26 protein-coding genes are annotated in these 23029 nt (G+C 63.4%); 20 read left to right on the plus strand and 6 right to left on the minus strand.

Annotated features, from left to right (window positions below; translation table 11 throughout):
• Positions 1-17 precede the first annotated feature (17 nt).
• The 14 genes from nuoL to phaP all read left to right on the plus strand — a co-directional run bounded on the left by nuoL (position 18) and on the right by phaP (position 12695).
• Entirely contained in the window at positions 18-2138 is a 2121-nt protein-coding gene (gene nuoL / locus NX782_RS16755; RefSeq protein ID WP_258846613.1) for an NADH-quinone oxidoreductase subunit L, read from the plus strand.
• A 17-nt stretch (positions 2139-2155) separates the two neighbouring features.
• Entirely contained in the window at positions 2156-3661 is a 1506-nt protein-coding gene (locus tag NX782_RS16760) for an NADH-quinone oxidoreductase subunit M (RefSeq protein WP_258846614.1), read from the plus strand.
• A 27-nt stretch (positions 3662-3688) separates the two neighbouring features.
• On the plus strand, positions 3689-5206 hold the full coding sequence (gene nuoN, locus NX782_RS16765; protein WP_258846615.1) for an NADH-quinone oxidoreductase subunit NuoN: 1518 nt from the start codon (positions 3689-3691) through the stop codon (positions 5204-5206).
• Positions 5207-5215: 9 nt separating this feature from the next.
• Positions 5216-5536 (plus strand): DUF2818 family protein, encoded by a 321-nt coding sequence (locus NX782_RS16770; RefSeq protein ID WP_258846616.1) that lies wholly within the window; start codon positions 5216-5218, stop codon positions 5534-5536.
• Positions 5537-5595: 59 nt separating this feature from the next.
• Positions 5596-6153, plus strand: coding sequence for an NUDIX domain-containing protein (locus NX782_RS16775; RefSeq protein ID WP_258846617.1), 558 nt, complete (start codon positions 5596-5598; stop codon positions 6151-6153).
• Between the two features lies 1 nt (position 6154).
• A complete protein-coding gene (locus NX782_RS16780; protein ID WP_258846618.1) occupies positions 6155-6883 on the plus strand; it encodes a hypothetical protein in 729 nt (242 codons plus the stop codon).
• Complete coding sequence (gene ispD, locus NX782_RS16785) at positions 6884-7588, plus strand: 2-C-methyl-D-erythritol 4-phosphate cytidylyltransferase (RefSeq protein WP_258846619.1); 705 nt, start codon at positions 6884-6886, stop codon at positions 7586-7588. It begins immediately after the preceding gene.
• Positions 7589-7593: 5 nt separating this feature from the next.
• Complete coding sequence (ispF, locus tag NX782_RS16790; protein ID WP_258846620.1) at positions 7594-8100, plus strand: 2-C-methyl-D-erythritol 2,4-cyclodiphosphate synthase; 507 nt, start codon at positions 7594-7596, stop codon at positions 8098-8100.
• A 226-nt stretch (positions 8101-8326) separates the two neighbouring features.
• On the plus strand, positions 8327-9565 hold the full coding sequence (locus tag NX782_RS16795; RefSeq protein ID WP_258846621.1) for an MFS transporter: 1239 nt from the start codon (positions 8327-8329) through the stop codon (positions 9563-9565).
• A 1-nt stretch (position 9566) separates the two neighbouring features.
• Positions 9567-9875, plus strand: a complete 309-nt coding sequence (locus tag NX782_RS16800) for a hypothetical protein (protein ID WP_258846622.1) — start codon at positions 9567-9569, stop codon at positions 9873-9875.
• Between the two features lie 115 nt (positions 9876-9990).
• Positions 9991-10392 carry a TerB family tellurite resistance protein gene (locus NX782_RS16805; protein ID WP_258846623.1) on the plus strand — a complete coding sequence of 134 codons (402 nt, stop codon included), beginning with the start codon at positions 9991-9993 and terminating at the stop codon, positions 10390-10392.
• An 83-nt stretch (positions 10393-10475) separates the two neighbouring features.
• Entirely contained in the window at positions 10476-11030 is a 555-nt protein-coding gene (locus tag NX782_RS16810; protein WP_258846624.1) for an NADPH-dependent FMN reductase, read from the plus strand.
• A 45-nt stretch (positions 11031-11075) separates the two neighbouring features.
• Positions 11076-11987 (plus strand): ion transporter, encoded by a 912-nt coding sequence (locus tag NX782_RS16815; protein ID WP_258846625.1) that lies wholly within the window; start codon positions 11076-11078, stop codon positions 11985-11987.
• 111 nt (positions 11988-12098) lie between these two features.
• Positions 12099-12695 carry a TIGR01841 family phasin gene (phaP, locus tag NX782_RS16820; protein WP_258846626.1) on the plus strand — a complete coding sequence of 199 codons (597 nt, stop codon included), beginning with the start codon at positions 12099-12101 and terminating at the stop codon, positions 12693-12695.
• Positions 12696-12705: 10 nt separating this feature from the next.
• Here phaP and NX782_RS16825 read toward each other — a convergent pair whose 3' ends face one another.
• From NX782_RS16825 to NX782_RS26540, 4 genes are read right to left on the minus strand one after another with little or no spacing between them, the layout of a single operon-like run.
• A complete protein-coding gene (locus tag NX782_RS16825) occupies positions 12706-13428 on the minus strand; it encodes a LytR/AlgR family response regulator transcription factor (RefSeq protein WP_258846627.1) in 723 nt (240 codons plus the stop codon).
• Positions 13416-14429 (minus strand): sensor histidine kinase, encoded by a 1014-nt coding sequence (locus tag NX782_RS16830; RefSeq protein WP_258846628.1) that lies wholly within the window; start codon positions 14427-14429, stop codon positions 13416-13418. The genes NX782_RS16825 and NX782_RS16830 overlap by 13 nt, the downstream gene beginning before the upstream one ends.
• Positions 14429-14926: a LysR substrate-binding domain-containing protein gene (locus NX782_RS26535; protein WP_370661806.1), complete on the minus strand. Its 498-nt coding sequence runs from the start codon at positions 14924-14926 to the stop codon at positions 14429-14431. Before NX782_RS26535 ends, NX782_RS16830 begins: the two co-directional genes overlap by 1 nt.
• A 3-nt stretch (positions 14927-14929) precedes the next feature.
• Entirely contained in the window at positions 14930-15118 is a 189-nt protein-coding gene (locus NX782_RS26540; RefSeq protein WP_370661807.1) for a LysR family transcriptional regulator, read from the minus strand.
• A gap of 149 nt (positions 15119-15267) precedes the next feature.
• Here NX782_RS26540 and NX782_RS16835 point away from each other — a divergent pair, with 149 nt between their 5' ends.
• The 6 genes from NX782_RS16835 to NX782_RS16860 all read left to right on the plus strand — a co-directional run bounded on the left by NX782_RS16835 (position 15268) and on the right by NX782_RS16860 (position 20884).
• Positions 15268-16827, plus strand: coding sequence for an efflux transporter outer membrane subunit (locus NX782_RS16835; RefSeq protein WP_258846629.1), 1560 nt, complete (start codon positions 15268-15270; stop codon positions 16825-16827).
• Positions 16828-16837: 10 nt separating this feature from the next.
• Complete coding sequence (locus NX782_RS16840; RefSeq protein WP_258846630.1) at positions 16838-17095, plus strand: hypothetical protein; 258 nt, start codon at positions 16838-16840, stop codon at positions 17093-17095.
• 21 nt (positions 17096-17116) lie between these two features.
• The gene (locus NX782_RS16845; protein WP_258846631.1) at positions 17117-18703 is read left to right on the plus strand and encodes an MFS transporter; all 1587 of its coding nucleotides are present in this window, start codon (positions 17117-17119) and stop codon (positions 18701-18703) included.
• Positions 18704-18732: 29 nt separating this feature from the next.
• Complete coding sequence (locus NX782_RS16850; RefSeq protein ID WP_258846632.1) at positions 18733-19779, plus strand: HlyD family secretion protein; 1047 nt, start codon at positions 18733-18735, stop codon at positions 19777-19779.
• A gap of 51 nt (positions 19780-19830) precedes the next feature.
• Positions 19831-20085: a DUF3861 domain-containing protein gene (locus NX782_RS16855; protein ID WP_258846638.1), complete on the plus strand. Its 255-nt coding sequence runs from the start codon at positions 19831-19833 to the stop codon at positions 20083-20085.
• A gap of 160 nt (positions 20086-20245) precedes the next feature.
• A complete protein-coding gene (locus NX782_RS16860; protein WP_258846633.1) occupies positions 20246-20884 on the plus strand; it encodes a TetR/AcrR family transcriptional regulator in 639 nt (212 codons plus the stop codon).
• A 19-nt stretch (positions 20885-20903) separates the two neighbouring features.
• On the opposite strand, the gene NX782_RS26420 is transcribed toward NX782_RS16860, so the two are convergent.
• Both NX782_RS26420 and NX782_RS16875 read right to left on the minus strand, forming a co-directional pair.
• Positions 20904-22565: a methyl-accepting chemotaxis protein gene (locus NX782_RS26420; RefSeq protein ID WP_308632989.1), complete on the minus strand. Its 1662-nt coding sequence runs from the start codon at positions 22563-22565 to the stop codon at positions 20904-20906.
• A 230-nt stretch (positions 22566-22795) separates the two neighbouring features.
• On the minus strand, positions 22796-23029 hold a 234-nt coding region (locus NX782_RS16875; protein WP_258846634.1), incomplete at its 5' end, for a cupin domain-containing protein.

A 23029-nucleotide genomic window follows, 5' to 3' on the forward strand; every position in this document is an offset into this window, starting at 1 on the left:
ACATAAGGCTATAGAAAATGACGGGGCCAATTAACCCTAACCTCTTGCTGGCGGTGCCACTCGCACCGCTCGCGGGCTCGGCGATCGCCGGCCTGCTCGGCACCAAGTTCTTCGGGAACGTGGTCGGCCGCAAGGTGTCGCATACCGCGACCATCGCCGGCGTGTTCATCGCCATGGTCCTCTCGATCATGACCCTGATGGACGTGCTCGACGGGAACACCTTCAACGGTGACGTCTATACCTGGATGACCATCGGCAGCATGAAGATGTCGGTCGGTTTCCAGATCGACGCGCTGTCGGCAATGATGATGTGCGTGGTGACCTCGGTGTCGCTGATGGTCCACATCTACACGATCGGCTACATGGCCGAGGACGAAGGCTACAACCGCTTCTTCTCGTACATCTCGCTGTTCACCTTCTCGATGCTGATGCTGGTCATGTCCAACAACTTCCTGCAGCTGTTCTTCGGCTGGGAAGCGGTGGGCCTGGTCTCGTACCTGCTGATCGGCTTCTGGTACACCCGCCCGACGGCCATCTTCGCCAACATGAAGGCCTTCCTGGTGAACCGCGTCGGTGACTTCGGCTTCATCCTGGGTATCGGCCTGCTGCTGGCCGCGACCGGCACCATGCACTACGGCGAAACCTTCGCCCAGGCCGGCAAGCTGGTCAACATGACCGTGCCGGGCACCACCTGGCCGCTGCTGACCGCCGCCTGCATCTGCCTGTTCATCGGCGCAATGGGTAAATCCGCACAGTTCCCGCTGCACGTCTGGCTGCCGGACTCGATGGAAGGCCCGACCCCGATCTCGGCGCTGATCCACGCGGCAACCATGGTGACCGCCGGTATCTTCATGGTGTCGCGCATGTCGCCGCTGTTCGAGCTGTCGGACACCGCGCTGTCCTTCATCATCGTGATCGGTTCGATCACCGCGCTGTTCATGGGCTTCCTGGGCATCATCCAGAACGACATCAAGCGCGTGGTCGCTTACTCGACCTTGTCGCAGCTGGGCTACATGACCGTCGCACTGGGCGTGTCGGCCTACAACGTCGCCGTGTTCCACCTGATGACCCACGCGTTCTTCAAGGCGCTGCTGTTCCTCGGCGCCGGCTCGGTCATCATCGGCATGCACCACGACCAGGACATGCGTAACATGGGCGGCCTGCGCAAGTACATGCCGATCACCTGGATCACTTCGCTGCTGGGTTCGCTGGCCCTGATCGGTACCCCGTTCTTCGCCGGTTTCTACTCGAAGGACTCGATCATCGAGGCCGTGCACGAGTCCCACCTGTGGGGTTCGGGCTTCGCCTACTTCGCGGTCGTGGCCGGCGTGTTCATCACCGCCTTCTACTCCTTCCGCATGTACTTCCTGGTCTTCCACGGCAAGGAGCGTTTCGGCCAGGCGCATGCGCATGACGACCACGCGCACGCCCACGATGCGCACCAGCAGAAGGTGGCTGAGCACGGCCACGGCGACCCGCACGCGCTGCACGATTCGGACGCGCACCACGAAGAAGAGGAAGACGATCACGGCCACCACGGCCTGGCCCCGGGCCAGAAGCCGCACGAGTCGCCGCTGGTGGTGACCCTGCCGCTGATCCTGCTGGCGATCCCGTCGGTCATCATCGGTTTCTTCGCGATCGAGCCGATGCTGTACGGCGGCTTCTTCAAGAACGTGATCTTCGTCGGCGAGAACCACCCGGCGCTGGAAGAGATGGGCAAGGAGTTCCACGGCGCGCTGGCGATGGGCCTGCACGGCTTCACTTCGCTGCCGTTCTGGCTGGCCCTGGCCGGTGTCGTTGCCGCCTACTACTGCTACATGATCAATCCGCGCGTGCCGGCTGCCTTCTACAAGGCGCTGCGCCCGATCCACACCCTGTTGGACAACAAGTACTACATGGACAAGTTCAACGAGGTGGTCTTCGCCGGCGGCGCACGCGGCGTGGGCAAGGCCTTGTGGCAGGTGGGTGACCGCGTGCTGATCGACGGCCTGGTCGTCAATGGTTCCGCCAAGCTGGTGGGCTGGTTCTCGACCATCGTCCGCACGTTCCAGACTGGTTACATCTACCACTATGCGTTCGTGATGATCCTGGGCGTGCTGGGTACGCTGCTGTACTTCTTCCCGTTCTGGCACGCTTAAACAGAGAGAAAAACAAGATGCAGTCCACGATTTCCTCCTACCCGTACCTCAGCCTTTCGGTCTGGCTTCCGATCATCTTCGGTGTGATCGTGCTGGCCGTCGGCCGTGACAGCAAGGCGGGCTTCACCCGCGTGCTGTCGCTGATCGGCGCGGTGGTCAGCTTCCTGCCGACCATCCCGCTGTTCACGCAGTTCAGCAATACCGCCCATGGCCCGCAATTCGTCGAGAAGGCGGCCTGGATCGAACGCTTCAACATCCAGTACTACCTGGGCATCGACGGCCTGAGCCTCTGGTTCGTGCCGCTGACCGCCTTCATCACGATCATCGTCGTCATCTCGGCATGGCAGGTGATCGAGGAACGCGTGGCCCAGTACATGGGCTCCTTCCTGATGCTGTCGGGCCTGATGATCGGCGTGTTCGTCGCGCTGGACGGCCTGCTGTTCTACTTCTTCTTCGAAGCCACCCTGATCCCGATGTTCATCATCATCGGTGTGTTCGGCGGCCCGAACCGGGTGTACGCAGCATTCAAGTTCTTCCTGTACACCTTCATGGGTTCGCTGCTGACCCTGATCGCGATCATCTACCTGTACAACAAGTCGGGCGGTTCGTTCGACATCCTGGCATGGCACCAGCTGCCGCTGACCATGACGGAACAGGTGCTGGTCTTCATCGCCTTCCTGATGGCCTTCGCCGTCAAGGTGCCGATGTTCCCGGTCCACACCTGGCTGCCGGATGCCCACGTCGAAGCGCCGACCGGCGGTTCGGTGGTGCTGGCCGCGATCATGCTGAAGCTGGGCGGTTACGGCTTCCTGCGATTCTCGCTGCCGATCGCGCCGGACGCGTCGCACTACCTGGCGCCGCTGATCATCGTGCTGTCGCTGATCGCCGTGATCTACATCGGCCTGGTGGCGATGGTCCAGAAGGACATGAAGAAACTGGTCGCCTACTCGTCGATCGCGCACATGGGCTTCGTCACCCTGGGCTTCTTCATCTTCAACGAGATCGGCGTGCAGGGCGGTATCGTGCAGATGATCTCGCACGGCTTCGTGTCGGGCGCGATGTTCCTGTGCATCGGCGTGCTGTACGACCGCATGCACTCGCGTGAAATCGCCGACTACGGCGGCGTCGTGAACCGCATGCCGAAGTTCGCCGCGTTCTCGGTGCTGTTCGCGATGGCCAACTGCGGCCTGCCGGCCACCTCGGGCTTCGTGGGCGAGTTCATGGTCATCCTCGGCGCCGTCCAGTTCAACTTCTGGACCGGCCTGCTGGCTGCCACCGCCCTGATCCTGGGCGCAGCCTACTCGCTGTGGATGGTCAAGCGCGTCGTGTTCGGCAAGATCGGCAACAAGCATGTCGCCGAACTGACCGACCTGAACGGCCGTGAATTCTTCATGCTGGGCGTGCTGGCGATCCTGACCATCTACATGGGCCTGTATCCGGCACCGTTCACCGATGCGCTGCAAGTGTCGGTGGCCGATCTGCTGCAGCACGTCTCGGTCAGCAAGCTGCCGCCGGTGCATTGAGCGGGAAATTAAAACGATATGAATCCGATGATTAACACTACTCTATCGGCAGCGTCCATCAACATGGCGCCGCTGTCCGCGGAAATCTTCCTGGTGGTCGCGTCCTGCGCGATCCTCCTGATCGACATGTTCCTCAAGGAAGGGAAGCGCAACATCACCTACGTGCTGTCGCTGCTGACCCTGGTCGGTTGCGCCGTGATCACCTGGGGCGACTTCACTGCCGGGACGACGACCTACACCTTCTTCAACATGTTCGTGTCGGACCCGATGGCGAACCTGCTGAAGCTGTTCACCTACCTGGCGGTCGGCATCACCCTGGTGTATTCGCGCCAGTACGCGGGCGACCGCGGCATGATGTCCGGCAACATGGGCGGCGAGATGTATGTGCTGGCCCTGTTCACCATGCTGGGCCAGATGATCATGATCTCCGGCAATAACATGCTGCCGATCTACCTGGGCCTGGAACTGATGTCGTTGTCGCTGTACGCGCTGGTGGCCATGCGCCGCGACCACGCGATCTCGACCGAAGCCGCGATGAAGTACTTCATCCTGGGTTCGCTGGCCTCGGGCTTCATGCTCTACGGTATCTCGATGATCTACGGTGCCACCGGTTCGCTGGACATCACCACCATCGCCAAGCTGACCGCTGCCGGCGCCGCCAACCACACCATCCTGGTGTTCGGCCTGGTGTTCGTCGTGGCCGGCATGGCCTTCAAACTGGGCGCGGTGCCGTTCCACATGTGGGTGCCGGACGTCTATCAGGGTTCGCCGACCGGCGTGACCCTGCTGCTGGGCGCCGCCCCGAAGCTGGCTTCGTTCGCGATGATGATCCGCATCCTGGTCGAAGGCCTGCTGCCGATGGCGTTCGACTGGCAGCAGATGCTGCTGGCCCTGGCCGTGCTGTCGCTGGCCGTGGGTAACCTGACCGCGATCGCCCAGACCAACATCAAGCGTATGCTGGCCTACTCGACCATCGCCCAGCTCGGCTTCGTCCTGCTCGGCATGATGGCCGGCACCACCGGCGCACGCGATGCCCTGAACGCCGCCAACGCCGCGCCGGCCTACAGCGCCGCCATGTACTACAGCATCACCTACGTGCTGACCACCCTGGGCAGCTTTGGCCTGGTGATGATGCTGGCGCGTTCGGGCTTTGAAGCGGAAGAAATCGCGGACTTCAAGGGCCTGGCCAAGCGCAGCCCGTGGTACGCGCTGGTCATGACCGTGCTGATGTTCTCGCTGGCCGGCGTGCCGCCGATGATGGGCTTCATGGCCAAGTGGGCCGTCCTGCAGGCCGTGGTCGCTACCGGCCAGTACTGGCTGGCGATCGTCGCCGTGCTGTTCTCGCTGATCGGTGCCTTCTACTACCTGCGCGTGGTGAAGACCATCTGGTTCGACGAAGCGGTGGACGTCTCGCCGATCAAGACCCCGCTGGACATGCGCGTGGCCCTGTCGCTGAACGGCGTGCTGGTCGTGCTGCTGGGCGTGATGCCGGGCGGCCTGCTGGCAGCCTGCCTGAGCGCCATGACCCAGACCCTGGGTTCGTAAGACCTGCCCGTGGACCTGTCCCTGGCAACCTGGTTGGTGATCGCGGTCGCGATCGCGTTCGCCAACCTGCCTTTCCTGAACGAGAGCGTGTTCGGCTTCATTCCCATGAAGCCAGCGCAGGGCAGGGCGCACACGAAGTTCTTCGTCGTGCGCCTTCTCGAGTTGTTTGTTTTATACTTCGTCGTCGGCGGACTGGCCCTGCTGCTGGAATCCCGGATCGGCAATGCCTTTCCCCAGACCTGGGAGTTCTATGCCATCACGGGCTGCATGTTCGTCGTGCTGGCCTTCCCCGGTTTCGTTCTACGCTACCTGAAGAAACGCCGGAACTGAGCACCCGCGTCCATGGCGCCGGTGCCCGTTGAATAACGAAGTAACACGGAGCATCAACCATGGATTCCCACCTGAGAGAAACCCGCATCGATGGCGACCTGGCCTACGATGGCCACTTCCTCAAAGTCACCCGCGACAAGGTCAGGCTGCCCGACGGCGCCGAGACCACCCGCGAACTCATCCGCCACCCGGGCGCCGTCGTGATCCTGCCGCTGCTGCCGGACGGCCGCGTGCTGCTGGAGCGCCAGTTCCGCTACCCGAACGACCGCGTCTTCATCGAGTTCCCGGCCGGGAAGATCGACCCGGGCGAGGACCCGCTGGCCACCGCCAAGCGCGAGCTCGAAGAAGAAACCGGCTACACGGCCAGGGACTGGAACTTCGTCTGCACGATCCACAACGCGATCGCGTATTCCGACGAACACCTCGACATCTTCCTGGCGCGCGACATGACCAAGGGCGAAGCCAAGCTGGACGAAGGCGAGTTCCTCGAGCTCTTCACCGCCACCGTGCCGGAGTTGCTGGAGATGGTGCGCAAGGGCGAGATCACCGACGTCAAGACCATCATCGGCACCTTCTGGCTGGAGAAGTACGCCGCCGGCACCTGGACCCCGGGCTGAGATGGCCAAAGCCGCCTTGCTGGCGCCCTTGCTGTCCTGCCTGATGGGGATGGCGATGGCGAACCCGGCATCCGCGGCGACGCCGGCTGCCGAGCGTTGCGAAAGCTGGCAAGCCGGTTCCCATGCGAGCCAGCGCACGGACGTCAAGGTCGACGTCTACGACAATGGCTACCGCATCGACAACAGCCTGCCGTACCGGACCCTGACGCGCATGAAGCGGGCCGCCGCGGATGGCGGTTTCGTGCTGGGACTGACGCGGGCCGAATCGCGTGTGGCCGTGAGCGTCGAAGGCACCATCATCGGCGATCCGGCCACGGGCACCGAATGCCTGCGGCCACTGGTCAATGTGAGGCTGTCCTACGAGCCCATCGTGATTTACGTGGGACGGGAGTTCGAGCCAGGCACTTGTGCGTACCGCGAAATACTTGCTCACGAAATGCGCCATCTCAAGGCCTACGTCGACTATCTGCCGAAAGTGGAAAGGAGAGTGCTGGACCGGATGGCGCAGCGCTTCGACGGCAGACCGGTAGTGGCGCCGCAAGGGCAGGCGCTGCGGCGCGTGCAGCAGGAACTGGACCGGACCTGGATGCCTTTCCTGAAGCGCGAGATGGCGGCGGCGAAGGCCAGGCAGGCGGGCATCGACAGTCCGAAGGAATATGCGCGCCTCGGCAAAGTTTGCCGAGGTGAGGTACAGTCTCTTATTGGATCGACAAGACGATCAAACTCATAAATGAACCAAGCACCACGATACTTTGCATTAATTCCCGCTGCCGGCGTCGGCGCCCGCATGGGTGCGGCCACGCCGAAGCAGTACATCCGCATCGGCGGCAAGCCGATGCTCCGTCACACCCTCGACGCCTTCCTGTCCAGCGACCTGATCGCGCACACCTTCATCGTCGTCAGCCCGGATGATCCCTATATCGACAGCGTCGCGCCAAGTCACGGCGTGACCGTGCTGCGCTGCGGCGGCGCGAGCCGTATGGAGTCGGTGCGCAATGGCCTGGCGGTACTGGCCAACACGCTGGCGCAGAGCGACTGGGTACTGGTGCACGACGCCGCCCGTCCCGGCCTGACCGCCGAGCTGATCGAGAAGCTGATCACCAGCACCGGCGAACACCCGGTCGGCGGCCTGCTGGGCCTGCCGGTGGTCGACACCGTCAAGCGCTGCATCGAAGGCGAAGCCTGCGGCACCATCCCGCGCAACGGCCTGTGGCTGGCGCAAACGCCGCAAATGTTCCGCTACAGCCTGTTGCGCGAAGCGCTGACGGCGGCGACGGATCCGAATACGATTACCGATGACGCCAGTGCGGTTGAAGCCCTCGGATTGACCCCCAAGTTGGTCGAGGGGCATCCCCGCAACCTGAAAGTGACGCTGCCGGACGATATCCGGATCGCCGAGCTGTACCTGGCAGTGTCCCAACCTGAACTCGTGTGAACACCATGGCTCTTGCATCGTACAACCCCACTCCGCCGTTCCGCATCGGAACCGGCTATGACTGCCACGCCCTGGTCGAGGGCCGCAAGCTGATCGTCGGCGGCGTCACCATCCCGCACCGCCTCGGCCTGCTGGGCCACTCGGATGCCGACGTGCTGCTGCACGCGATCATCGACTCGCTGCTGGGCGCAGCAAGCCTCGGCGACATCGGCAAGCACTTTCCGGATACCGACCCGATGTTCGCCGGCGCCGACTCGCGCACCCTGCTGCGCGAAGTCGCCTCACGCGTGCTGGCCACCGGCTACACCATCGGCAACATCGACGCCACCATCATCGCCCAGCAGCCGAAGATGGCGCCGCACATCCCGCAGATGGTGTCGCGCATCGCCGAAGACCTCGGCGTCTCGCCGCAGCAGGTGAACATCAAGGCCAAGACCAACGAGAAGCTGGGCTTCCTTGGGCGGGAAGAGGGCATGGCGGCGCAGTCGACCGCGCTGCTCGTGAAGGTGTAACCCGTTCGAGCCGTCGTTTCGTCGCCATTACCGTCATTCCCGCGAAAGCGGGAATCCATGCTGAGCCGCAGAAACCGGTAAGTCTGAAGCACCGCGACTGCTTCGACTGTGCCGAGTCCTCAGCTTCAGTATGGGTCCCCGCCTTCGCGGGGACGACGCGTCGTCAAGCAACTTCCGCCGCGTCATGCGACACTGTCGGGAATAAAACGACAACAAGGGAGCCTGCATGACGACCCAGAACACGATGAGCCCGCGCGCCGCCTGGCTGCTGATCCTGTCCGCCAGCGCGATCCTGATGATCACGATGGCCGCGCGCCTGACCACCGGTCTCTTTCTCTCGCCGATCAATACCGCGACCGGCCTCGGCGTCGCCTCGATCAGCCTGGCGATGGCGGTCGGCCAGTTCATGTGGGGTGCATCCCAGCCGATCTTCGGCGCCGTCGCCGACAAATACGGACCGGCGCGGGTGATCGTGGTCGGCGCCCTGATGCTGGCGGCGGGCCTGGCCGCGACCCCCTTCGTGTCCTCGCAATGGGGCCTGATGCTGACCCTGGGCGTGCTGTCGGCGGCCGGGGCCGGTGCCGGCAGCTTCTCGATCCTGATCGGCGCCACCGCCCAGCGCCTGCCCGCCGAACGCCGTCCCTTCGCGGCCGGCTTCGTCAATGCCGGCGGCTCCTTCGGCCAGTTCGTGTTCTCGCCGCTGGTGCAATTCATCATCCAGGCCGGCGGCTGGGTCACGGCGATGTTCTCGCTGGCGGCGACCACGCTGCTGACCATTCCGCTCGCCTTCTTCATGCGCGGCCAGAAGCGGATCCAAAATGCCGCCGCGGCGGCGCCCGACGAGTTCACGCTGGGCCGCCAGCTCCGCACAGCCATGCGCGACCGCAGCTACCTGTGCCTGCACGCCGGTTTCTTCACCTGCGGCTTCCACATCGCCTTCCTGGTCACCCACCTGCCGGGCGAGGTCGCGCTGTGCGGCCTGCCGGCCGGGGTTTCAGCCAAGGCGCTGGGCCTGATCGGGCTGTTCAACATCGCCGGTTCGCTGGTGGTCGGCGCGCTGGGCCAGCGCTACCGCATGAAGTGGCTGCTGGCGGCGATCTACGGCGGCCGCGCAGTGATGATCGCGCTCTACCTGCTGGCGCCGAAGACCGCGCTGACTTTCTACATCTTCGCCGCCGCGCTCGGCTTTTCGTGGCTGGCCACGGTACCGCCGACAGCCGGCCTGGTGGGCAAGCTGTTCGGCACGCGCTACCTGTCGACCCTGTTCGGCCTGACCCTGCTGTCGCACCAGATCGGCGGCTTCTTCGGCGCCTGGCTGGGTGGGCTGGCGTTTGTCCGCTTCGGCGATTATTCGTGGATGTGGTACGCCGACATCGTGCTGGCATTGGCAGCGGCGCTGGTCAACCTGCCGATCCGCGAAGCCGTCCCGCACCGCGCGGCGGCCACGGCTGCGGCAAAGGCCTGAGATGGCGCGCGATCCCTGGGCTTACCGCGACGTGGCCGTCGAATCCTTCAGCGACCCGCGCACCGGCCTGCTGCGCATCCGGCCGGTGGCGGGGCAGGCCTATGCGACCTCGATGCGCGTGCATTGCTCGCGCAGCCTGCGCGATCCGGCGCTGTATCCGGCCGGGACGCGTTTCCTCATCCGCGCCAAGCTGACCGACCGCGCGGGTGGCGCGCCTTACCTGTATGCGCACCATGGCGACGCGGTCAAGGTGCTGGCCGGACGCGAGCTCGCATCCTTCCTGGATGAGTACCGGCGCCGGCGCATTTGAGCACGCCGAAATCCAATACTTCGAAAAAACAAGAGTATTCGTCAAGCTTTATGCGGTTTTAATTGAGAAGTATAGGGGTTAATCTGGTGGCTCTGTCAATCAAGGAGCTTCAAAGATGCGTACTTACCCCACCAACAGCGCCCAAGCGGTATCGCGCCTGCTGGCCCTGACCATGATCGTCGACGGCCATCTCGCGCCCTCGGAGCTGAAGGCCATGCGCGCCTCCGGCATCCCCGAGCACGTAAGCCTGGGCGAAGAGGCGTTCGACGAGGTGGTGCGCGAGCTGTGCGAAGACCTGCTGGCCAGCGCGGCCCGCCGCTGCAGCGCCGAAGTCGAAATCGACAGCCGCCTGCTCGACACGCTGCTGGCCGAAGTCGAGGACCAGGCCTTGCGCTTTTCGGTCATGAAGACGATGCTGGAGATTGTCCACGCGGACAGCGTGCTGGATGCGCGCGAGACGCTTCTGATCCAGCGTGCGTTCAAGGCCTGGTCGATCGAGGGGCTGCGCGCCGCCTGATTCGAAAGGGCGCACGAGGCCGGGCAGCAAGCTTGCCGCTTCGGGTTATCATGACGACATTCCACACACCTGAGAGGATCGACATGGCAACCCGCAAGATCGCAGTACTGGTAGGCAGCCTCCGCAAGGAATCCTTCACCCGCAAGCTGGCCAAACAGCTGATGCTGGCCGCCCCGCCCACGCTGGAACTGGAAATCGTCGACATCGCGCACCTGCCGATGTACAACCAGGACGACGAGACCGACACGCCGCCGCCGCGCTGGACCGAATTCCGCGACCGCATCCGCGACGTCGACGGCGTGCTGTTCTGCACGCCCGAGTACAACCGCTCGCTGCCGGCGGTGCTGAAGAACGCGATCGACGTCGGTTCGCGCCCCTACGGCAAGGCGGTGTGGAGCGGCAAGCCCTGCGCCGTGGTCAGCAACTCGCCGGGCGCGCTCGGCGGCTTCGGCGCCAACCACGCGGTGCGCCAGTGCCTGGTCTTCCTCAACATGCCCTGCATGCAATCGCCCGAGGCCTATATCGGCGGCATCGCCAACAAGTTCGATGGCGACAAGCTGACCGACGAGTCGCTGAACGGCTTCCTGCAGCAGTTCATGGAGTGCTACGCCACCTGGGTCGAGCGCCATGCCGACTGAGGGGTTGAAGGCGCCGGCCGCAAAGTGAGTGCCGGAGAAAAGCGCATGAAGGGCCTGAAGCAGAAGTTCCAGGAACGCGTCTATGTGTCGCAGGTGCCCGAGTCCTACGGCAAACCGCCGCCCGGCCTGCGGCGGCAGATGTTCGACATCATCTTCGAGGCCGACACCCCGGCCGGCCGCCGCTTCGACATCGCGCTGGTGTTTGCGATCCTGCTCAGCATCCTGGTGGTGGTGCTGGACAGCGTGCCCGGCCTGCACCGGGAATACGGCGACATCCTGAATGTCCTCGAATGGAGCTTCACGACGCTGTTCAGCCTCGAATACCTGGCGCGCGTGATCTGCGTGCAGCGGCCGTGGCGCTACATCAGCGGCTTCTACGGCGTGATCGACCTGCTGGCCGTGCTGCCGACCTATTTTTCGCTGCTGGTGCCGGGCAGCAGCTATCTGCTCGACATCCGCATCCTGCGCCTGCTGCGCGTGTTCCGGATCTTCAAGCTGACCCTCTACATCGAGGAATACACGCGCCTGGGCGAGGCCCTGTCCGCCAGCCGCCGCAAGATCATGGTCTTCCTCTCGGTGGTGCTGATGGCGATCCTGATTCTCGGCACCGTCATGTACGTGGTCGAGGGACCGGAGAACGGCTATACCAGCATCCCGGTCGCGATGTACTGGGCGACCGTGACCATGACCACGGTCGGCTATGGCGACATCACGCCGCACACCCACCTCGGCAAGGCGATCGCCTCCTTCATGATGCTGCTGGGCTGGGGCATCCTGGCGGTCCCGACCGGCATCGTGACGGCCGAGCTGTCGGCACGGCGCGGCGACCGCCGCTCGGGTCCGGCGCGCACGGGGCCGGCGCGGCCGGCGGCGGTGCCGCGCTTCTGCGCGCAATGCGGCAGCGGCGGCCACGAGGCGGGCTCGCGCTTCTGCAAGGACTGCGGCGCTCAGCTCTGAGCCGGGTTTTTCAAGCCCATTATCCTTGGTGCATATCAAAGGCGAGGCGCCTCACGCCTTTAGGCTTGCTACTTCGTTCGATCCCAATCACCCATCAAGCGAGGTTAGCCCATGTATCCATTCCCGCAAAACATTACCCCGGCAGTGCGCACGCATGTCGACGCCCAGACTGCATTCCTGAACGACATGTCGAAATCCCTGTTCAAATCCTTCCAGCAGATGTGCGACCTGAACATCCAGCTGATGCAGACCCTGATCGAGGAAACCGCGTTGGCCAGCAAGCAGGTGCTGAGCGCCGACCGCCAGACCGAAGTACTGAGCGCCGCCACCGCGCGCGCCCAGCCGACCAGCGACAAGCTGCGCGCCTACCAGCAGCACATCACCCGTCTGGCGGCCGACGCCCAGGTGGACCTGGCGCGCGTCACCGAGCAGCATGTGCAGAATACCACCCGCACCGCACGCGCCCTGGCCGATGAAGTGGCGCGCGACGCCACCGAGCAGACCGAGCGCAGCCTGCGCGCCCAGCAGGAAAGCGTGCGCCAGTTTGCCGACCCGTTCGCACGTGCCCGCGACGGCGCCGCCGCGCAGCCCCAGTCCGGCCTCGGCGGCGATGGCAGCCAGCGTGCATCCGGCACTGCCCAGGCCGGCCAGCCGCACATCGAGCGCAGCTCGCCGTCCAGCGACCAGCGCGGCGCCACCACGCATTAAAGGCGCCGTATCAGCAGGCGGACTGGATCCGCTCCAGCACGGCCGCGCGGTACTGGCGGCTGCAGGGCACCCGGGCACCGCCGCGCAGCACCAGTTCGCAATCGCCCTTGTCGAGCGGGACCACCCGCTCGATCCACGTTAATTGCACGGCGGCGCGCCGGTGGCAGCGCAGGAAGGCCGGCGCCAGCCGTTCGGCCAGGCCGGTCAGCGTCTGGCGCAGCAGCGGGCTGCCGGACAGGGTGTGCAGCACCACGTAATTGTCCGCGCTTTCGATCCAGCCGATCTCCTGCACCGGCACCACGCGCGTGCCGCCGCGCTCCGATACCAGCAACTGCTGCACGGGCAGGGCCGGCAGCGCTTGCGGCACCGGCACCGGCGCCTGCAGACGTTCGCGCAGGCGCTGCACCGCGCGCGCCAGGCGGGCGGCGTCGTAGGGCTTCAGCAGGTAGTCGATGGCGCCGGCATCGAAGGCCTGGATCGCGTACTGGTCCCATGCGGTCACGAACACGATGGCCGGCGCCGGTTCGGGCAGCGAGGCCGCCAGTTCGATGCCGGACAGCTCGGGCATGGCGATGTCGAGCAGGACCGCATCCGGCTTGTCCGCCGCGATGCGGGCCAGGGCCTCGATGCCGTCGGCTGCTTCATCGATGTGCGCGATGCCGGCTTCCGCGGACAGGAGCCGCCGCAGCTTGTCGCGTGCCGGCTTTTCGTCGTCGACGATCAGGATGCGCATGGCACCCTCAGCTCGGCGCGCACGCCGCCTTCCGCGCGCGCGGCCAGGGACAGCGAGGCGCGCGGCCCGTGCAGCGCCGCCAGGCGGGCGCGCAGGTTGGCCAGGCCGATGCCGCAGCCGCTGCCGCCGGTGTGCGCGGCGCTGTCGTCGATACGGCCATCGTCGTCGGCGCGCAAGACCAGCGCATCGTCCTCGCGCTGCGCCGACACCGCGATATGCGTCAGCCCGCGGCGCTTCTCGACCGTGTGGCGGAACACGTTTTCCAGCAGCGGCTGCAGGCTCATCACCGGCAGCGGCTGGGCCAGCAGGGCATCGTCGATCGCCCAGGCGATCTCGACCCGGCCGGCGAAGCGCTCGGCCATCACGCCGGCATAGCCGCGCGCAATGTCCAGCTCGGCCTGCAGCGGCGCCTCGATGGCCTCGCCCAGCTCCAGCGTGGCGCGCAGCACGCCGGCCAGCTGCATCAGCGTGGCGTCGGCCTTGTCGACGTCGGTATGCATCAGCGACGAGACCGTGTTGAGCGCGTTGAACAGGAAGTGCGGCTGCATCTGCTGGGCCAGGCGCTGCAACTGGGCTTGCTGCTGCAGGGCGATCGCCTGCTGCGCGCGCAGCTGGGTCTCGACCAGCGCCTCATAGGACTTGATGCCGAAGCGCACTGCCATGAACAGGCCGACGAAGATCGAGATCTTCATCGACTCGTAGACGAACAGACGCGGCCACGGATCGTGCGGGTAGGTTGCGCCGACCAGTGCATAGACGGCATGACGGATGCCGAAGGCGAGTGGCGTGAACGCGATCCACCACAGCGGCAACCACCGCGCCTGGCGCGCGAACCAGCGTAGCGGGCGGCCGAGCAATTCGTCGTCACTACGCTCGTAACGCAGCTGCACCAGCACCAGCAGGGTCGCCACCAGCGCCGATGAACCTTCCCACAGGATCGGCTTCCAGATCGCCGGGCTGTGCTCGTTGCGCTGGAAATCCTGGACGGCGACCAGGATCATCAGGGTCCAGAACAGGGTCTAGGCCAGGATGAAGATGAGCTTGCGGCGGAAGGAGGGCATGACCGGATGATCCGGCATGCTTGCCTGTTTGTCAAAAAGACTGTCGACGAATATTGTGGCCCGCAATGTCCGGCTTGCGCGCTAGAGCAGCGCCCGGTTCTGCGAAATAGAGCGGTTGAATTCGAGCCAGCTATTTCACTGCCCAGTGAAAACCGCTGCACCTGATCGGGTGCCCCGACCAGTGTCCTGACAATGCATACGTCCAGCTTTCCCTGCTCGAGCATCTGCAGCTGTGCAGGGCTGGACAATTCCTCAAGCGAGATCGATACGTCCGGGGCCAGATCCCGGAAGCGGCGCAGTATTGCCTGGACGATTCCGGAGCTGGCGGCCGAAATCACGTAGCCCAGTCGGATCGAGCCGGCCTCGCCGCGACCAGCCCGGTGGGCAACGCGTTTCGCATTCTCGACCTGCGACAGTGCTGCCCGCGCTTCCTCCAGAAACTATCTTCCCGCAGAGGTCAAGCTCACGGAACGCTTCGTCCGCTCGAGGAGGCGAACGCCGAGTTCCCGCTCAAGACGCTGGATCTGCATGCTCAAGGCGGACGGAGCGAGTCCCAGGGCTTCTGCGGCGCGCGAGAAATGAAGGGTTTCGGCGATGGCAACGAAATACGCGAGCTGTCTGATTTCGATTGGTGCGTCTTAAACCTATAACAAGTGGAGCTGGGAGACTCCCTGTAGATCAGATGCTAGCACAGGAAATACCACATGGGATATAAATACCAGTGACAATCCAAATACCGATCGGTATAATTTGTCCTGTCAAACATCTGAGTCTGTTTATGTCTTCTTCTTTCTACTTGCGTGCCAGTGCCCTAGCCAGTTTGCTGGCCTTGAGCGCGTGTTCAGTTGGCCCCGACTTCCGTCGGTCAGACAGTCCTGTCTCGATTGCCTCGTTCAGGCAGGGCAGCATCGCCGACGGGAATGCGCAGGCGACGCTAAGCCGTCCCGTCGAGCAGTCATTTGACCCTGCGTGGTGGGGACTCTTCAACGACCCGACGCTTGTTGCACTTGAACGGGAGGCGCTCGCAGCTAACCTCGATCTGCAAGTCGCTACCGCGCGCCTGGCGCAAAGCAGGGCGGCATTGAAGGTAAGCGGGGCGGCCCTGCTGCCGAGCGTCAACACGGGCGCATCGCGCTTGCGCGAACGTGCGAGCGACAAAGGCATTCTTGCTTTGACCGGTACGGCGGATCCCGCCAGCGCCAGCGCGGCGAACGGTACCGATCCTTTCGGCACGAACTCCTTGCCGGGCGAAGCCGGACAAACACCTTACAGCCTGTGGCAGTACGGGGTCGACGCCAGCTGGGAGCTCGACCTGTGGGGCCGGGCAAGGCGCATGAAGGAATCGGCAGCGGCGCAGATGGACGCCACGCACTTCGACGCCGAGGCCGTGCGCGTTTCTATGACTGCGGAAGTAGCGCGCACCTATTTGGAGCTGCGCGGCGTGCAGGACGAGTTACGTATCGCCCGCTCGAATGCGGAGATCGCGGCCAAGAGCCTGCACGTGGCCGGCCGCCGCCGCCAGCAGGGCGTCGCAACCGAGTTCGACACGTCGGTGTCGGCTGCGCAACTGGCAAGCTTCGAAGCTGCCATCCCCGAGCTCGAACAGCGCCGCGCTGCGCTCATGAATGGGCTCGCGCTGTTGCTGGCCAAGTCGCCGCACGCGCTGGACGCCCAGCTGTCGGCGGCGCAGCAGATACCGGGCCTGCCGGCCCAGGTGCCGGTCGGACTGCCTTCCGAGCTTGCGCACCGCCGCCCGGACATTCTGCGCGCGGAAGCGCAACTGCACGCATCCACCGCGGCGATCGGCGTGGCCAAGGCCGATTTCTACCCGAAGGTCAGCCTGACCGGCAGCTTTGGCTTCCAGTCTCTGTCGCTCGGGCAGCTCGGCGACTGGGGTGCTCGCCAGTTCGCCGTCGGACCGGTGCTGCATCTGCCGATCTTCGAAGGCGGACGGCTGGCCGGCAACCTCGCGCTGACCGAAGCGCGCCAGCAAGAGGCGGCGATCGCTTACCAGCGTACCGTGCTCGCCGCGTGGCATGAAGTCGATAACGCCTTGACGGCATACCGCACCGGCCAGCAACGCGCCGAAAAGCTTGACGTGGCGGTTGTCCAGAACCGTAAGGCGCTCGAACACGCCGAACGTCGCTACACCCAGGGTGCGGCGGATTACCTCAACGTACTGGTGACCCAGCAGCGCCTGCTCGATAGCGAGAATGCTGCATCGCGTGGCCGCGTCGAAACAACACTGGCCATGGTCACGCTGTACAAAGCCCTCGGCGGCGGCTGGGAACCAATGCAGCCTCCGGCCGCCGGCGGCGACGCACGACTAGCACGATAAGGACACGCATATGCACACCTGGCATGCATCAGAAGAATCCGATCTCCCCCTTTGGGTCCTCGACCTCGACGATGAGATGTTCAGCGTCGACCACCGCCGCCTGTGTGTGTGGGCGGACGAGTTCGACGGCAGCTGGCGCTGGGAAATCCAGACTTACGAGCACGGTGGCATTGCCGATTGCGGTACCGCCGTGAGCCAGGTGGACGCGATGAGCGAGGCCGAGACGACTGCACGCCGCCTCGCCGGCAATTTTGCCGCCGAACTGTGACTACCACCGAGGAGCTGATCGATGATGCCCATTCATGAACTTTCCAAGGTGCCTGCGGGCGCGCCGGTGCCCGGTGCGCGCGGCGCACCCGCCGCCCCGCCGGCGGTCCATCCGTTCGGTCTGCGCCTGCTGACCGGCGTGGTCGGCGTGTTCGTCGCCGCCATGATGTCGGGCCTAAACAGCCGCATGGGTGGCCTGGCGCTGACCGATATTCGTACAGTATTCGGCATGGGTGTCGACGATGGCAGCTGGATCACAAGCCTGTACGGCGCGTTCGAACTAGCAGCCATGCCTTTTTCCGCATGGTTTGCGGTGACGTTCTCGTTCCGTCGGTATCACATGGCGGTGGTCGCGATCTTCGCGCTGTTGGCGCTGGCGACGCCGTTTGCACCGGGCGTGGGCGTGCTGCTGGCGCTGCGATGCCTGCAGGGCTTCTTTGGTGGCCTTCTGATCCCCGTGCTGATGGCCGCCGCGCTGCGATTCTTTCCGCTGCCGATACGGGTGTACGGCCTGGCGCTGTACGCCATGACCGCGACCTTCGCGCCAAACGTTGCGACCTGGATGTCCGCGATGTGGACGGACACGGTCCAGAGCTGGCAGCTGCTGTTCTGGCAAACCATGCCGATGGCCGCTTTCTCCTTGTGCGCCGTGGCCTGGGGTATTCCGCAGGACCCTGTACGCCTTGAGCGATTCAGGCAGGTCGACTGGCTTGGCCTGGTCACCGGCATCGCCGGACTGGCCATGGTCGGGATCGGACTGTCGCAGGGTGAGCGCCTGGACTGGTTCAACAGCGCATTGATTTGCTGGCTGTTCGGCGCCGGGGCAGGGCTGGTAGTGGTGTTCCTAGTTTGCGAATGGTTCCATCCGCTGCCTTTCGTAAAACTGCAACTTCTCCACCGGCGCAACCTTGGCCTGGGGTTCGTTGTGTTCGTCGGGCTGCTTGTGGTACTGCTGTCAGGCTCGCTCCTGCCGGCCGACTACCTTGGCCATGCATGGCATTTCCGCACACCTTACCTGGCCGCCATCGGCCTCGGAGTTGGCTTGCCGCAGTTCGTGCTTGGTCCCGCGGTCTCGTACTTGTTGTACAAGAAGTGGATCGACGCGCGCTATATGTTTGCCGCCGGATTGATCCTGATTGCTGGCTCCTGCCTCGCAGGTGCGCAGCTCACATCCGAGTGGATGGCCGGAGAGTTCGTCTTCGCGCAAGCGTTGCAGGCCTGCGGCCAGCCGATGGCCGTCATCTCTCTTCTGTTCCTGGCGACCAGTGTAGTGCAGCCGATGGAAGGGCCTCAGCTATCCGGGATCGTCAACGCCCTGCGCGCATTCGGGACGATGTTGGGCAGCGCTGTCGTCAGCCGTGTGCTGGCAGTACGCGAAGCGACGCACGCGAATGTCCTGCTGGACCAAGCTGCCAATGCGCGGCGTGCGGCCACTGCGCCGTCTCTGGAAGCCCTCGTCGACGTATCGCACCGCGTTTCCCACCAGGGCTTTGTGCTGGCCATCGCGGATGGCTACCTGGTGCTGGGCATCCTTGCGCTGGCCCTGGTGCCGCTTGTGCTGTCCCTCGAATACATTGCGCCGCCATTGCTGGCGGCAAACAAACACTGAACACTTCAAATATCTTCAAGGAAACATCCATGTCGCTTCCAAAATCTGCAAAAATCCTCATTGTTGTCCTGCTCGCCACCGTTGTGGCCGGCAGCGCCTACTCGTACAGCTATGTGGAAGGTAAAAGCAATCGACAAAGCACCGACGATGCCTACATCACCGCGGACTACACGCAGGTAGCGCCCAAGGTCGCGGGCAACGTTCTGGAGGTGCTAGTCGAGGATAACCAGGCGGTACACAAGGGGCAGGTGCTTGCGAAGATCGACCAGCGCGACTACGTCGTTGCGGTCAATATCGCCTTTGCCGACCTCAGCAAAGCACAGGCCGACCTGTCGCGCCTGCACGCCGCTATCGCACAGCAGGGAAGCGCGATCCAGCGCGCCAGTGCCGCGATCGGCGCCAGCAGCGCGGCGCTGAAATTCGCCAAGGCGAATCAAGAGCGCTATCGCGACCTGTCGTCCGATGGTTCAGCCACCTTGCAGGACCGCCAGCAGGCCGAATCCCAGGCCGAGGCGGCCGCCGCGCATCATACTGCCGACCTTGCAGCGTTGTCTGGGACTCGCCAGGAGGTCGATATCCTGAATGCCCAGGTCGCGCAAGCTGAAGCCCAGGTGGCGCGTAGCCGGGCCGCACTGGAGGCTGCACAGCTGAACCTGTCCTACACCACAATCGTGGCGCCCATCGATGGCGTGGTTGGCCAGCGCACTGTACGTGTTGGCGCATACGCACAGGTCGGCGCCGCGATGCTTGCCATCGTGCCGCTGCAGCAGGCTTATATTGAAGCCAACTTCCGCGAAAGCCAGCTCGCCAGGATGCGTGTCGGCCAGCCGGTCGAGATCGCTGTTGACATGTTGCCAGGGACGATCCTGAAAGGACATGTCGAAAGCCTGGCACCTGCCAGCAGTGTGTCGTTTTCTCCCATTGCGCCGGACAATGCGACTGGTAACTTCACGAAAGTTGTACAGCGCCTGCCTGTAAAAATCGTCATTGAGCCCGGCCAGAGCGCTGCGGCCCGGCTGAAGGTCGGGATGTCAGTGACCCCGACCGTCGTCTTTAACGACGGTGCAGCAAGCTGAAGCAAACAAGTTGGTCTTGGTAACCGTGATCGAGGAATCCCATGAAACAGCATCGCTTCCGCCGACGGTGAACCCGGCACCGGCGGCTTGCCCCTCGAGTTCGAAGTCGGAAATCATGACGAGATACTCTCGTTGGTCGAGCGCATTCGCCAACGTGATCTCTTTGACGCGAACACTGCCACGGCCTTTACCGTGGGCTTGAAACTATTCAGCGAAGTGATGCTGGAAAACCGCAAGCATCCCTTGTTCGACGAGTTCCGGCCGCACTTTGCCGAATTCATGAAGCGCCTTAAGAGCGCGCCCTGAGTCCCTGGCCAGGCGGTGGAGAGGCGTGTGGTTGCGCTTTTTGAAAGCGGGCCCGACAATATCGCGAAACGGTGGAGTCAGCAGGCCATCTTTGCTGACTCTACATCCATGAAATTGACAGCGCTGCCGATCCTGGATCGGCATGTAGGACGCGAGCACCATGACTGAAACCGATTCTTCCGGCATCCTTAAGAAGACTGCTTCCGACCGACCTGCACGCCTGACGCGTGAACAGAGCCGTGCACAGACCCGCGAGCGCCTGCTCGCATCCGCTGCAGTCGTCTTTACGCGGGAGGGCTATGGCGGCGCTTCGGTCGACCGTATCGCGGAAGAGGCGGGCTATTCGAAAGGCGCACTGTATTCCAATTTCGCTTCAAAGGACGACCTGTTCCTGGAGCTGGTGGACTACTATGCGGGCGGGCAGGTTGACGAGCTGTGCAACCGGCTCGATGCTGTGCAGGGAGCTGACGAGACGATCAACACCGTATGCGAGTGGGCGAGCAGCTTGCATCACGAGCCCGACCTGCGCCTACTGGTGCTGGAAATGACCCGGCGCGCGCGCAGCGACGCTGCCCTGTCCGAGCGGCACACGCGGCTGTTCGACGAGCAGTGGAAGGCAGTTGGGAGCCGTCTTGCGAAAATCTTCCCGGAAGGCCGTTCTCCTGTTCAGCCTATGGTTCTGGGGGCCCTGGTCATGGAACTTACTTATGGTAATGCGATGCAACTGCATACCGAGCTCCGTGCCGGCGACCTGATCGGCGTTGCGTTGCGCGCCCTGCGCGACGCGCATCGAAGCTAGTCTGACGCGGCTGCGGTAGCTACTGGGTAGATGAAGTCGGCCTGCCGATGCGGTCGCGTCGGCCGAGCGCCAATACCTCATGCGCTGAATAATTTGGAGTCACGCTGACTAGGTCCAAGCTGGAAGACTTGCCCTGGTCGGCCAGCTTGAAGACGCTGACTGCATGTGCCAAGTGCTGGGCCTGATCGTGCATCGCTGCTGCAGCGGCCGAGGTTTCCTCGACCAGGGCAGCATTCTGCTGGGTTACAGCGTCAATTTGCATCACCGCTTGATTGACCTGTTCGATGCCGCTCGTTTGTTCGCGGCCGGCCTCGCAGATTTCCGCCATGATGTGGGTGACGCGTTTTACCCTGTCGACAATGTCACGCATCGTCGCCCCCGCTTCGCCCACGAGCTTGGTGCCGGTCTGTACCGTGCCAGTCGAGTTCCCAATCAACACCTTGATCTCCTTGGCAGCAGCAGCACTGCGATGGGCCAGGTTCCGCACCTCGTTCGCGACGACAGCGAAGCCGCGACCTTGTTCGCCGGCGCGTGCTGCTTCGACCGAAGCATTTAACGCAAGGATATTTGTCTGAAACGCGATGCCGTCGATGACACCGATGATGTCAGCGATCTTTGCGGCCGACGTATCAATTTCCCGCATCGTATCGACCACTTGATCGATCACGCTGCCGCCGCGGACAGCAATTATCGAAGCTTCCTTGGCAAGCTGATTTGCGGTGAAGGCGTTGTCGGCATTCTGTCTGACGATCGACGTAAGTTCCTCCATCGACGATGCAGTCTCTTCGAGTGCTCCCGCTTGTTGTTCGGTACGCGATGACAGGTCCAGATTGCCAGTTGCGACTTGGGCTGATGCAGACATGATGCTATCGGTGCTGGAACGCACTGTGCCGACTGCGGTTACCAGGTTGTCGTTCATCCGTTTGAGAGCCTGCAGAAGCTGGCCAGTCTCATCCTGCCAGCTCGCCGGAATGTCACTTCGCAGGTCACCGGAGGCAACTGTATTAGCGATCTTAAGCGCTTGCGCGATTGGTTGCGTGATCGAGCGTGTCGTCCACCATGCAGTGGCGGCGGATATCGCCAGGACAACGATGCCCAAGCCAAGCAGCAAACTGCGTGTCATGAGATATTTACGTTGTCCTTCGTCTGCAGATTGCTTCCCGAGCTCTTTTTGCTTTGCCATTTGAGCGCTGAGCAGTTTCTTATATGAGGCTAGCACCGGCCTAAGCTGGCCCATTAAGTAAGAGCGGGCGGTTGCTTCGTCGCCGGCATCCAAAAAGCCGATGATGGCATCCTGTCCTTTTACATATTCCACGTTGAGTTTGCCGGCCTGCTCGAATACCTCGCGGCCGCGCGCATCGAAAGTCTCTGGGTCGACCATACGGTAGAGGCCATCTATCTCGGCACGCTTCATCTTGATGATGTCCGCATCCTCCTTGCGCTCGGCTGCGCTACTGGCAAGCACAGCATGCTGTAAAGCGATCTCAATCGCTGCCACATCGTGAAGGACCATCGCCGAACCTTCAAGTTTAGCCATGCTGTTTTGCGCTATGTCGGCAGCGTTAGCATTGATCCGGCCGAGCATGGAAGTAGCGATCGTCAGGATGAGCAGCAACAGCCCGCAGAGAAGACCAAATCCGCAGGCGAGGCGAGTGCCAATTTTCAGGTTAGAGAATGTCATGGAGTTGTAGCCGCGTCGGGTAGTAGGGGTATGCAGTGGCATACCAAATCGGGGAATGGTCTGGCGCTGTTTTATCGAAGTGAGGATTCCGGCACCCTCAAGTGAATGCAAGGCACGTAAACGTGTACCAGAGCATCAGATGGTGCCGTATCAGAGATCCATGGAATAGCTACGAATACTGAACCGATCCGACGATGACAATCGAGTGGATCATCGTCGGATCGAAGCCCTTAGCGTTGCGGCTGTTGGCGAGTCGCACCGATCAGCACGAACATCATGGTCGTGCACCGGTCGCTCTTGTTGCGCCACACATGGCGCGTGCCTTGTTGAACGACGACTTGGTGACGTTCGACCTTCGTCTCCTGTTGGTTGTCGAGCTCAAGCCAGATCTCGCCATCCAGCACGACTCCGTAGTCGACCGTATCGGTGGTGTGCATTCCTGGACTGTCCGGCTCGAAGCGGTC

It is taken from the genome of Massilia norwichensis, assembly GCF_024753245.1.
Taxonomy (GTDB): domain Bacteria; phylum Pseudomonadota; class Gammaproteobacteria; order Burkholderiales; family Burkholderiaceae_D; genus Telluria; species Telluria norwichensis.

Bases quoted from the DNA above. Each gene is read 5' to 3' on its own strand.
- NX782_RS16780 (WP_258846618.1), top strand. From the start codon at position 6,155: ATGGCCAAAGCCGCCTTGCTGGCGCCCTTGCTGTCCTGCCTGATGGGG.
- NX782_RS16835 (WP_258846629.1), top strand. From the start codon at position 15,268: ATGTCTTCTTCTTTCTACTTGCGTGCCAGTGCCCTAGCCAGTTTGCTG.
- NX782_RS16825 (WP_258846627.1), bottom strand. From the start codon at position 13,428: ATGCGCATCCTGATCGTCGACGACGAAAAGCCGGCACGCGACAAGCTG.
- NX782_RS16805 (WP_258846623.1), top strand. From the start codon at position 9,991: ATGCGTACTTACCCCACCAACAGCGCCCAAGCGGTATCGCGCCTGCTG.
- ispD (WP_258846619.1), top strand. From the start codon at position 6,884: ATGAACCAAGCACCACGATACTTTGCATTAATTCCCGCTGCCGGCGTC.
- nuoN (WP_258846615.1), top strand. From the start codon at position 3,689: ATGATTAACACTACTCTATCGGCAGCGTCCATCAACATGGCGCCGCTG.
- NX782_RS16840 (WP_258846630.1), top strand. From the start codon at position 16,838: ATGCACACCTGGCATGCATCAGAAGAATCCGATCTCCCCCTTTGGGTC.
- nuoL (WP_258846613.1), top strand. From the start codon at position 18: ATGACGGGGCCAATTAACCCTAACCTCTTGCTGGCGGTGCCACTCGCA.
- NX782_RS16800 (WP_258846622.1), top strand. From the start codon at position 9,567: ATGGCGCGCGATCCCTGGGCTTACCGCGACGTGGCCGTCGAATCCTTC.
- ispF (WP_258846620.1), top strand. From the start codon at position 7,594: ATGGCTCTTGCATCGTACAACCCCACTCCGCCGTTCCGCATCGGAACC.
- phaP (WP_258846626.1), top strand. From the start codon at position 12,099: ATGTATCCATTCCCGCAAAACATTACCCCGGCAGTGCGCACGCATGTC.
- NX782_RS16860 (WP_258846633.1), top strand. From the start codon at position 20,246: ATGACTGAAACCGATTCTTCCGGCATCCTTAAGAAGACTGCTTCCGAC.
- NX782_RS16760 (WP_258846614.1), top strand. From the start codon at position 2,156: ATGCAGTCCACGATTTCCTCCTACCCGTACCTCAGCCTTTCGGTCTGG.
- NX782_RS16845 (WP_258846631.1), top strand. From the start codon at position 17,117: ATGATGCCCATTCATGAACTTTCCAAGGTGCCTGCGGGCGCGCCGGTG.
- NX782_RS26420 (WP_308632989.1), bottom strand. From the start codon at position 22,565: ATGACATTCTCTAACCTGAAAATTGGCACTCGCCTCGCCTGCGGATTT.
- NX782_RS16795 (WP_258846621.1), top strand. From the start codon at position 8,327: ATGACGACCCAGAACACGATGAGCCCGCGCGCCGCCTGGCTGCTGATC.
- NX782_RS16810 (WP_258846624.1), top strand. From the start codon at position 10,476: ATGGCAACCCGCAAGATCGCAGTACTGGTAGGCAGCCTCCGCAAGGAA.
- NX782_RS16815 (WP_258846625.1), top strand. From the start codon at position 11,076: ATGAAGGGCCTGAAGCAGAAGTTCCAGGAACGCGTCTATGTGTCGCAG.
- NX782_RS16830 (WP_258846628.1), bottom strand. From the start codon at position 14,429: ATGATCCTGGTCGCCGTCCAGGATTTCCAGCGCAACGAGCACAGCCCG.
- NX782_RS16775 (WP_258846617.1), top strand. From the start codon at position 5,596: ATGGATTCCCACCTGAGAGAAACCCGCATCGATGGCGACCTGGCCTAC.
- NX782_RS16850 (WP_258846632.1), top strand. From the start codon at position 18,733: ATGTCGCTTCCAAAATCTGCAAAAATCCTCATTGTTGTCCTGCTCGCC.